We start from the raw sequence: 9,485 nt of genomic DNA on the forward strand, positions 1-9,485 counted from the left end.
ACCCTCTCCCCCCCCTGCACACGCGCTGAATGACGGTCTCGGGGGCTCGGAGTTGTGTAAAAGAGACAGGATCTCGATGGTGCTGATGGATTCCGGTGGGGCGTCGATGGTGCGGTCCACTGTCAGTTCCGTGCCGGGGCCCGCGGGCCATTGGTCGAGGGGGATGCGTTTGTCGTCCGCTGTCACGACCAGGCCGTAGGTCCAGGTGGTGCCGTAGCCGTAGTCGACGCCGCCGTAGCTGCAGGTCATCACCAGGCGGGTGCGGTCGCCGTCGCGGACCAGTTTCACCGAGGCGCTGATCGGGGTCTGTTCGACAGCCCGCATCTGCTGCTTGGCGACGACCACCTCGGTGGAGGTGTCGGAGCTGGCGACGGTGACCGTCACCGGTACGGCGATCGCCACCGCGGCGGCGGCGGTCGCGACCGCGCTGCCGATACCGAGCCAGCGGCGGCGCTTGCGGCGCTTTTCGGCCGCGGCGGCCAGTGAGGGGAGCAGGTCGGGTACCGGTGGTGACGCGGGTTCGGGCGATCCGAACATCGACAGCGCGGTGTCGCGATCGACCAGGCCGAGCATGCCCGGCAGGCCCGCCAGCTCGGCCACCGCCGCCTGGCAGTGCGGGCAATCGTGCAGGTGCGCTTCGTATTCGCGGCGCTCGGTGGCGCCGAGGGAGCCAAGGACGTAGGCGGCGTCCCAGGTGCTGAACTCGTCGGCGAGATCGGTCATCGGTTCGTCACCCCCATCTCCTGTAAAGCCAAGCGCATCGCGCGCATGCCGTAGTGCAGGCGCGACTTCACCGTCCCCGGCGGGATGCCCAGCTCGTCGGCGATCTGCGCCATCCCGAGTCCGCGATAGTAGGCGCGCACGATCACCTCGCGATGATCCGGGCTCAGCTTGCTCAGCGCGTCGGCGACCAGCCAGCCGTCCAGCGCCCGGTCGGACTGGTCGGGGCTGACCTGCTCCGGTGGGGTGTCGGTGCCGAACTCGCGGCGGTGGCGCGCGCTGCGGTGCTCGTCGACGGCGAGGTTACGTGCCACGGTGAACAACCACGCGCGCGGTGAGGTCTCGGTCTGTTCCAGCACCGCGGGCCGCTGCCAGGCCCGCAGCAACGTCTCCTGCACGATGTCCTCGGCCCGGCCGGGATCTCGCACCAGGCCGAGGGTGAAACGCCAGAGTGCGGGAGCGTGCTCGGCGTAGAGCGCGCGCATCAGTTCGTCGCGACCGTCGTTCATCGGCGGCCCTGGTCACTGCTCGTCGATATTCATGGTGTCACTCCTGCTCTGTCGAAGGAGTAACGGGATCAGTTGCGTTCGAGTTCAATCGGGTGCGTCGCCAGCAGGGCCAGCGGCAGCGGCTGGCGGCGCAGCACGCTCGCCCACAGGTCGTGGCGGTCGGTGGCGAGCGGATCCGACGGCAGTGCCGAGACGACGACCCAGTCGTCGTTGTCGAGTTCGCCGTCGAGCTGGCCCATCGACCAGCCCGCGTAGCCCGCGAAGATCCGGATGCCTTCGACCAGCGGGCCGATCTCGGCGGGATCGGCGTCGAGATCGACCAGCACCACCCGGCCGTCGACCCGGCGCAGCCCGCGCACATCGGTGATGTCGGCGCCGGTCCGCAGCGTGCCCAGGCACAGGGCCGCGTCCCGCTTGACCGGGCCGCCGATGTAGAGGTCGGTCGGGGCGGCCGCCAGCTCGGCCCACAGCGGGAGCACATCGCGCACGGGGGTCTCGCTCGGCCGGTTCAGCACCACGCCGAGACTGCCGGCGTCGTTGTGCTCGATGACGTACACCACGGTCCGCCGGAAAGTCGGTTCAACCAGGTCGATCGCCGACACCAGCAGATTGCCGGCGCGAACGCCCACCGCGGGGTGCCCGCGCCGCCGGTCATCGCCGTGCCCGTCGCGAGTCCGGCGCTCGTCCGGGTCGTCTCCGCGTGCCACCGAGCCATCATCGCATTGGTACGGTGTCGCGCGCTCCCCGCGGACCGCTCTGGACCGGAAATATTCTGCTCGAAGCGGCCGCGGGCGCGCCCGGTAGGGTCGCGGCATGCACTCGCCCGAGGTTCGTCTCGAGAACAGCGACGCCGTGTACGACTACTACCTGCGACACCAGCAGAATCGGTGGAAGGCGCTGGGTGGCTATACCATCCTGGCCCGCCGGTTCCGGCCGCGGGTGGCCTTCGCCGACGATGCGAAACAACAGCTCAAGGCACTGATCCGCAGCGGGCGCCCGGTCGTCTACGCGATCAATCACCTGTCGAACAACGACCCGTACACCGTCGCGGCGACCGCGTGGTACTCACCGTTGCGCCCGAAGATCGGCCGGATACGGGTGCTGGCCAAGGACGAACTGTTCATCGATCCCGACCAGCGCCGCAAGGTCGACATGATGGGCGGCATCCCGGTCTTCCGTGGCCGCGACCACGGCATCAGGGCGGTCAACGCCGCAGGTCAGCGCATGATGGACATCTGCGCGCAGCGCCTGGCCGCCGGTGATCACGTGGCGGTCTTCCCCGAGGGCACCTGCAACCACGTCGATCCGGCGAAGGTGCAGCCCGTCGGTAGCGGGATCGGCCACATCGCGTTCCGCGCGGCCAAGCTGAACGCGCCGCCCGCGCTGGTCGCCCTCGCGATGAGCTATGGCCCGCGACCCGATCCGACGGTGGAACCCACCGCCGAGGAGGCCGTCTCGGCGCGGTACTACTTCCGTGCGCCGGTGCTGGAACTTCCGCAGCGGCCCGCCGACATCGCCCGGCTGGTCAAGGAGGAATTGCAGCTGGCCGTCGACGGTGCCGTCGCGAGTTACTGAGGCAGCCCGAACAACTCCCTCGCCGGCTGCGGCACCAGCGAGATGTAGGTGGGGTGGGTCTTGACGAAATGCAGGACCACCGGACACATCGGCAGCACGCTGAATCCCTCGGTGCGGCTGGTGTCGAGCGCGGCCTGGGTGAGCACGTTCGCCATGCCCTGACCCTCGAATCGGGGATAGATCTCGGTGTGCACGAGGGCGCGCTCGGCCCCGGTGTCCTGGTACTCGATATAGCCGGCGGGAGCCCCGTCGGCGGTGAGTTCGAACCGCTCGAGCGCGGTGTTGTTGCGGACCTCGGTCGCCATGCGTCGAAACTACTGTAGTTTCGGCCCTCCTCGAGGTCGGGCGGCCTCTGTGTATGGCGGGTTCTCGTCCGAGCCCGGACAATGTCGGGATGACCGACCGACCACGTGTGGTGCTCGCCCCCGACAAGTTCAAGGGTTCGCTCACCGCGCCCGAGGTCGCCGCGGCGCTGGCCACCGGGATCCACCGCCGCGCGCCGGGCGCCGACGTGCGGTGCGTGCCGGTGGCCGACGGCGGGGACGGGATGGTCGACGCCTTCGTCGCGGCGGGCTGGGAGCGGGTCGAGGTGGCCGCGCCGGGCCCGACCGGGGCGCCGGAGCGCGCGGTCTACGCCGTGCGTGGTGACACCGCGGTCGTCGAGCTGGCGGCCGCGGTCGGGGTAGCCAAGCTGCCCGGCGGCAGGCTCGACCCGATCGGGGCGAACACCTTCGGCCTCGGTGTCGTGGTCGCGCACGCGCTCGACAACGGCGCCCGCGAGGTGGTGCTCGGGCTCGGCGGCAGCGCGTCCACCGACGGTGGCGCCGGCCTGCTGCGCGCGCTCGGGCTGCGCCTGCTCGACCGGGACGGGCGCGAATTGGGTGGTGAACCCAGCGATGCGGTCGCGCTGCTCAGCAGCGTGGTGGCGGTCGACCGGGCGGGGCTGCATCCGGCGATCGCGCAGACCAGGTTCACGCTGGCCTGCGATGTGGACAATCCGCTACTCGGCCCAGCGGGTGCGGTCGCGGTGTACGCGCCGCAGAAGGGTGCCGACCAGGCGCAGATGCGCGAACTCGAAGCGGCACTGACCAATTGGGCCGCGGTGCTCGGCACCGGCTACGCCGAGATCGGCGGGTCGGGCGCGGCGGGCGGTACCGGATTCGGTGTGCTGGCCGTCCTCGGCGCGCAGGTGCGCAGCGGTATCGATGTGCTGCTCGACCTGCTGAAATTCCCTGCCCTGGTGGCCGGCGCGACGCTGGTGGTCACCGGCGAGGGGTCGCTGGACCATCAGAGCATGCACGGCAAGGCGCCGGTCGGTGTCGCCGCGGCGGCCAAGGCCGCCGGTGTCCCGGTGGTCGCCGCTGTCGGGCGAACGCTGTTGTCTCCCGGTGAGATTCGTGCCGCCGGATTCGCCGGGTGCTACGCGCTCAGCGATCTCGAACCCAACCCGCGCCTGTCGATCAGGAACGCGGCTGCGCTGCTCGAACGGGTCGGTGAGCGAATCGCCTCGGAGCGCTGGTGATGCCCTAGCCGGACCGCGCCGGTGGCGTCGCTCGCGCACACCGGGCGCGCTGCATCACATCGCGACAGTGGCAGTGCGCACCGGCGTGGCCGGTGCCTGCGTGCGGGTATGCGCGGCGAGTTCGGTGCGGTGCGCGTCGCCCCACGCCTCGAGCGGGACCAGCGCCAGCCGCAGGGTTTCCCCGAGATCGGTCAGCGAGTACTCCACCCGCGGCGGGATCTCGGGATAGATCTCCCGGTGCACCACGCCCGTGCTCTCGAGGTGGCGCAGGTTCTCCGCGAGCACCTTCTCGCTGACGCCGTCGAGCATGCGCCTGATCTGCCCGAACCGCTGCGGTCCCCCGCCGAGCACCCACATCAGGTGCAGTCGCCACTTGCCGCCGACGACATCGATGGCCAGGCTCATGCCACATACATCGTGATCTGCGTCACTGCTCATGTCCGGTGCACCCTTCTGACCGTATTTCGAACCTCTGGGTAAGCAACCGCACGTCGACGTTCGGTCTTCCCCGACGATACCCGTGCGGACACCATGGATCTCGGCGCCGAAACCAGCAAGCATCGAGAACCGAAGGGGCAGCACATGTCCGAGCAGAGCAAGACCCGTTCCGTATCCGTCCTCGGTCTCGGCCCGATGGGTCAGTCCATGGTCAGGGCTTTCCTGGCGGCCGGCGTCGAGGTCACCGTGTGGAACCGCAGCACGGCGAAGGTCGACGCGATGGTGGAGCTCGGCGCCAAACGCGCCGACTCGGTGGCCGAGGCGCTGGCCGCGAACGAGGTGTCGGTGCTGAGCCTGACCCACTACGCCGCCATGTACGACGTCCTCGGCCAGGCACCGGAAGCCCTGGCGGGCAAGGTGATCGCCAACCTGTCCTCGGATTCGCCGGAGAAGGCGCGGGCCGGTGCGGCGTGGGTCCGCGAACGCGGCGCGGAGTTCCTCTCCGGCGGGGTGATGTCGGCGGGCGACAATATCGAGCATCCCGCGTCCTACATCTTCTACAGCGGCCCGAAGGCGGTGTTCGACACGCACGCCGAGCTGCTGCGCCCGCTGAGCCCGCAGGAGTACCTCGGCGCCGACGACGGCCTCGCGCAGGTCTTCTACCAGGCGCTACTGACCATCTTCCACCCCTGGCTGCTGGCCTTCGATCAGGCAACGGCGGTGATCGCGAAGTCCGGCCACGACATCGCCCAGTTCGTGCCGTTCGCGGTCCGCTCGAGCGAGGCGTTTCCGTATTTCATGGAGCAGTTCTCGGTGGCCAACCAGAACGGTGGCTGGGCGGAACTGGCGTCGCTGAAGATGATGGTCGCCGGCGCGCAGCACATCATCGACGCCAGCGAGGAGGTCGGCGTCGACTCGGGGTTCTCGCACCTGTCGCAGCAGTACTGGCGCAAGGCGGTCGCCGCCAGCGAGGCGGCGGGCAAGCCGGTCTCGACCTACGAATTGATGCGCGGCGAGGCGAGCTGATCTCGGCCAGGGGCGCGGCCGCTGTCATCGGAGCACGAAACCGTCCGGCACCCTCGAGTGCCGGACGGTTCCGGTCTTCACGCTGTCTCGGCGCCCAACCGGGGGAACGGTTCGGTGGAGAACACCACCTCCACCGCCACCTCGAAATAGGCCGCGATCCGCAGGGCGAGATGCAGGCTGGGGCTGTATTCGCCCCGTTCGAGGTAGCCGACGGTCTGGTAGTGCACGCCCAGCGCCTCGGCCAGGTCCCGCCGCGAGATGCCGCGCTCGGCGCGCAGCATCGCGATGCGGTTGTAGATGACCTCAGAAGGCACGCTGCATCGCCTTGTCCCGGCGGGCCGCCATGGTCGAGCCGGATTCGTGACCGGCCATGCGCCGCAGCACGATCGGGGCGACGATCAGGCCGACGACTGCCCAGACACCCAGCACCGCAACGGTTTCCAGATGCCGCCAGGACTGATCGATCTCGATGGCCGCCGCGTCGGCGGGCAGTAGCGCCGAGCGCATGCCGAGGCCGAGCCAGTACATCGGGAACAGCTGACCCACCACTTGCAGCCAGCCGGGCAGCGCGGTGATCGGGTAGAAGATGCCCGAGATCGCGATCAGACCCATCAGCGGCATCGTCAGCAGGAACGCGGTGCGGGTGTCGAGGAAGCTGCCGAGGATCGCGCCGAACGGCAGCACGGCCAGCAGGCCGAGCGCCACCACCCACGCGAAGGTCGCCACCGCGCCGAGTCCGCTCAGCGAGGAGCCGCCGATGATCACCATGCCCACACCGAGCACGATAACGACCTGCGCGATCACCGCGCCCGCGGTGGACACGATCTTGCCGGTGAAGTAGCCGACCATGCCCTTCGGTATCGCCTTGGCACGCAGGAGCGTGCCGTCCTCCCGATCCAGCACCAGCACGTTGAGCAGCGCGTACATGCCGTTGAACGCGATGATGCTGCCGAGCAGGCCGGGGACAGCCAGCTCGGCGATCGACAGTCCGGAGTCGCCGTACATGCGGTTGCGCAGCAGGAACAGCACGCCGAGGCTGATGGCGGGCGTGAGGAACTGGCCGATCAGATCGGGGGCACTGGTGTAGCTCTGCCGCAGCTCGATCAGGCCGCGGGTGATGCCGATCCGGGTGGCGCTCATCGGGTGACCTCCGCGAGAGTGTGGACCGTGGCGGCGTCCTCGCCGGATTCCGCGCGCCGGACCAGGGTCATATAGGTGTCTTCGAGCGAGGCGCGGCGCACCTCGAGATCGGCGATCGCCTCGCCGTGCTGTTTGAACAGCTCGTGCACATACTTGGTCGACTCGGTGGTGGTGTGCACGAAACGCTGACCGTCGACGGTCCAGCTCACCTGGGCCTCGCCCGCGATCGAGCGGGACAGTTCGTCCGGTGATCCATCGGCGATGATGCGGCCACCGGCCAGGATCAGGATCCGGTCGGCGAGCTTCTCCGCCTCGTCCAGGTCGTGCGTGGTGAGCAGGACGGTGGTCTCCTCCAGGTCGGCCAGCCGGTGCACCAGATCGTGGAAGTCGCGGCGCGCGGCCGGGTCGAAGCCGGCGGTCGGTTCGTCCATGAACAGCAGGTCGGGCTTGCCGACGATGCCGATCGCCACGTCCAGCCTGCGCCGCTGGCCGCCGGAGAGTGTGGCGATCTTGGCGCCCGCGTGCTCGGTGAGGCCGACCAGCTCGATGAGTGCGTCGGTGTCCCACGGCCGTTGGGTGCGCTGGGTCGAATAGGGAACGTAGAACGAGCCGAGATGCTGAAGCAGTTCGCGCACTCGCCATTTGGCGTGATCACGCCAGGATTGCAGCACCACGCCGATGCGCGCGCGCCACTGTTCGTCACCGTGTTCGGGATCGGTACCCAGCACGTCGACCCGGCCGGCCGACCTCCTGCGAAACCCCTCGAGGATCTCGATCGTGGTGGTTTTGCCCGCGCCGTTGGGCCCGAGCATGACGAGCACCTCCCCGCGCTCGGCCTGAAATGTCACATCGTGCAGGACGTCGGTGTCGTCGTACCGCATCCGTAGTTGCTGGACGTCGAGAACAACGCCGTTACTCGAAGCCATGAGTCCTCCCAATCATCGACCTTCGATGATATGTAGCATACATACTACATTTCATCGCGGCAATACTTCGAGAGAAATGGACATTTCAGAAAACGAGAGCACTGCTCTTGACAATCGATCGAGCGGCGCGCATGCTTGTACTCAACAGAGAGCAGTGCTCACGGTTCAGGAGTGATCAGCATGGACAACGCCACCCGCTACATCGGCCCCACCGGCCTCGACCCGATCGTGAACAAGATCGCCAACCTGCTGCCCAAGCTCGGGATCAGCGTCATGGGCTCGCGGCTGCTGGCCGTGCGCGGTCGCAAGAGCGGTGAATGGCGCACCACGATGGTCAACGTGATGACCGGCGCCGACGGCGCGCGCTACCTGGTCGCCCCGCGCGGTCATGTCCAGTGGGTGCGCAACCTGCGCGTCGCGGGCGACGGCGAACTGCGCCTGGGCCGCAAGGTCGAACAGTTCACCGCCACCGAGGTCGCCGACGCCGACAAGGTGCCGATGCTGCGGCTCTACCTGGAGAAGTGGGGCTGGGAGGTCGGCAAGTTCTTCGAAGGCGTCACCAAGGACTCGACCGACGGCGAACTCGCCGCGATCGCACCGGGTTTCCCGGTCTTCCGGCTCGCCTAGGCCTTGCTCAAAAACTCGATCGCCGCGGCGTAGCCCTGGATGCCGAGGCCCGCGATCACCGCGGTCGCGATCGGGGAGACGAACGAGTGGTGCCGGAACTCCTCGCGGGCATGCACATTGCTGATGTGCACCTCGACGATCGGCACCTCGGGAATCACCAGGGCGTCACGCAACGCCACCGAGGTATGGGTGAGCCCACCCGGATTGATCACGATCGCCGAGACCTCACCGCGGGCCTGCTGGATCCGGTCGATCAGGGCGCCTTCGTGATTCGACTGGAACGCGACGACCTCACGCCCGAACCGGGCGGCTGTCCGCTCGCAGAGCGCGACCACGTCGTCGAGGGTGTCGGCGCCGTAGATCTCCGGCTGGCGGGTGCCGAGCATGTTCAGATTCGGCCCGTTGAGCACGAGAATCGGGCCGGTGGCCTGCACGGTGTCTGCCATGCAGGCCACCTTAATTCACTCAGCCCTGCGGGCCCTCCGAGCGCAGGCCGTCGACCTTGCGCATGGCCTCGCGTAGTTCGGCGAGCCAGCTCTCGGCGTGCTTGCCCGCCAGTTTCACCGTCCAGGCCAGCGCGTCGGCGCGGGAGCGGGCGACGCCCGCGTCGATCAGGGTGTCGAGGACCTGACGTTCGGGCTGGCGCAGCCGGGTCATCACCGGAACGGCGAGGTGGGTGAACAGGATTCGCTCACCGTCGACCCGGACGCCCCAGGCGACACTGCGCCCGTAGCGGCGCTGGGCCTCGTCGGCGATCTGCATCCGGGCAGGGCGGGTGGACTCGCGGAAGCGCGCGAGCGCACCCTCTTTCGTTGCCGCCGACACCGGCGGTGCGCCGGCGTCGGCGGATGTGGGCTGTGGGATCGGGAGTTCGCCGATTACCACGATCTCGTCGCGGTCGATTTTTTTAACAGGCGGGCCCGGTTAACAATCGGCGGGGCAAAGTACGGCGAACCAGAGGGGGGGGGGGGCCCGGGTGGGGGGTTAATAATTAGTGCCACC

At 68.7% G+C, this 9,485-nt stretch carries 13 protein-coding genes and 1 pseudogene; 4 read left to right on the plus strand and 10 right to left on the minus strand.

Annotated elements, in window-relative coordinates; all coding sequences use genetic code 11:
* The 3 genes from ACFWPJ_RS15920 to ACFWPJ_RS15930 all read right to left on the minus strand — a co-directional run.
* On the minus strand, nt 1-723 hold a 723-nt coding region (locus ACFWPJ_RS15920), incomplete at its 3' end, for an anti-sigma factor family protein (RefSeq protein WP_378851890.1).
* Nucleotides 720-1,229: a sigma-70 family RNA polymerase sigma factor gene (locus ACFWPJ_RS15925; protein WP_378851892.1), complete on the minus strand. Its 510-nt coding sequence runs from the start codon at nt 1,227-1,229 to the stop codon at nt 720-722. The genes ACFWPJ_RS15925 and ACFWPJ_RS15920, both read right to left, overlap by 4 nt.
* Before the next feature lie 68 nt (nt 1,230-1,297).
* Nucleotides 1,298-1,936, minus strand: coding sequence for a YqgE/AlgH family protein (locus ACFWPJ_RS15930; RefSeq protein ID WP_378851895.1), 639 nt, complete (start codon nt 1,934-1,936; stop codon nt 1,298-1,300).
* A 106-nt stretch (nt 1,937-2,042) separates the two neighbouring features.
* Here ACFWPJ_RS15930 and ACFWPJ_RS15935 point away from each other — a divergent pair, with 106 nt between their 5' ends.
* Nucleotides 2,043-2,804: a lysophospholipid acyltransferase family protein gene (locus ACFWPJ_RS15935; RefSeq protein ID WP_378851898.1), complete on the plus strand. Its 762-nt coding sequence runs from the start codon at nt 2,043-2,045 to the stop codon at nt 2,802-2,804.
* Here ACFWPJ_RS15935 and ACFWPJ_RS15940 read toward each other — a convergent pair.
* A complete protein-coding gene (locus ACFWPJ_RS15940) occupies nt 2,798-3,109 on the minus strand; it encodes a GNAT family N-acetyltransferase (RefSeq protein WP_378851901.1) in 312 nt (103 codons plus the stop codon). The two genes, ACFWPJ_RS15935 and ACFWPJ_RS15940, sit on opposite strands and share 7 nt — an antisense overlap.
* Nucleotides 3,110-3,198: 89 nt before the next feature.
* Between ACFWPJ_RS15940 and ACFWPJ_RS15945 the strand changes: the two genes are divergently transcribed.
* Entirely contained in the window at nt 3,199-4,326 is a 1,128-nt protein-coding gene (locus ACFWPJ_RS15945; RefSeq protein WP_378851904.1) for a glycerate kinase, read from the plus strand.
* Nucleotides 4,327-4,380: 54 nt separating this feature from the next.
* Here the strand turns inward: ACFWPJ_RS15945 and ACFWPJ_RS15950 are convergent, their stop codons facing one another.
* On the minus strand, nt 4,381-4,764 hold the full coding sequence (locus tag ACFWPJ_RS15950) for a winged helix-turn-helix transcriptional regulator (protein ID WP_378851907.1): 384 nt from the start codon (nt 4,762-4,764) through the stop codon (nt 4,381-4,383).
* 93 nt (nt 4,765-4,857) lie between these two features.
* On the opposite strand from ACFWPJ_RS15950, the gene ACFWPJ_RS15955 reads away from it, so the two are divergent.
* On the plus strand, nt 4,858-5,790 hold the full coding sequence (locus ACFWPJ_RS15955; RefSeq protein ID WP_378851909.1) for an NAD(P)-dependent oxidoreductase: 933 nt from the start codon (nt 4,858-4,860) through the stop codon (nt 5,788-5,790).
* A 77-nt stretch (nt 5,791-5,867) separates the two neighbouring features.
* Here ACFWPJ_RS15955 and ACFWPJ_RS15960 read toward each other — a convergent pair whose 3' ends face one another.
* The 3 genes from ACFWPJ_RS15960 to ACFWPJ_RS15970 are packed head-to-tail and all read right to left on the minus strand — an operon-like array spanning nt 5,868 to nt 7,856.
* Complete coding sequence (locus ACFWPJ_RS15960; protein WP_189034374.1) at nt 5,868-6,104, minus strand: helix-turn-helix transcriptional regulator; 237 nt, start codon at nt 6,102-6,104, stop codon at nt 5,868-5,870.
* On the minus strand, nt 6,094-6,930 hold the full coding sequence (locus ACFWPJ_RS15965; RefSeq protein WP_378851911.1) for an ABC transporter permease: 837 nt from the start codon (nt 6,928-6,930) through the stop codon (nt 6,094-6,096). The genes ACFWPJ_RS15960 and ACFWPJ_RS15965 overlap by 11 nt, the downstream gene beginning before the upstream one ends.
* Complete coding sequence (locus ACFWPJ_RS15970; protein WP_378851914.1) at nt 6,927-7,856, minus strand: ABC transporter ATP-binding protein; 930 nt, start codon at nt 7,854-7,856, stop codon at nt 6,927-6,929. The genes ACFWPJ_RS15965 and ACFWPJ_RS15970 overlap by 4 nt, the downstream gene beginning before the upstream one ends.
* A gap of 180 nt (nt 7,857-8,036) precedes the next feature.
* On the opposite strand from ACFWPJ_RS15970, the gene ACFWPJ_RS15975 reads away from it, so the two are divergent.
* Entirely contained in the window at nt 8,037-8,483 is a 447-nt protein-coding gene (locus ACFWPJ_RS15975) for a nitroreductase/quinone reductase family protein (protein ID WP_378851917.1), read from the plus strand.
* Here the strand turns inward: ACFWPJ_RS15975 and aroQ are convergent.
* Entirely contained in the window at nt 8,480-8,929 is a 450-nt protein-coding gene (gene aroQ, locus ACFWPJ_RS15980) for a type II 3-dehydroquinate dehydratase (RefSeq protein WP_378851920.1), read from the minus strand. The two genes, ACFWPJ_RS15975 and aroQ, sit on opposite strands and share 4 nt — an antisense overlap.
* Before the next feature lie 19 nt (nt 8,930-8,948).
* Nucleotides 8,949-9,404 (minus strand): annotated as a pseudogene (locus tag ACFWPJ_RS15985) (hypothetical protein); the annotation flags it as partial.
* Nucleotides 9,405-9,485: the final 81 nt, after the last annotated feature.

The organism is Nocardia sp. NPDC058497 (assembly GCF_042720195.1).
GTDB lineage: Bacteria > Actinomycetota > Actinomycetes > Mycobacteriales > Mycobacteriaceae > Nocardia.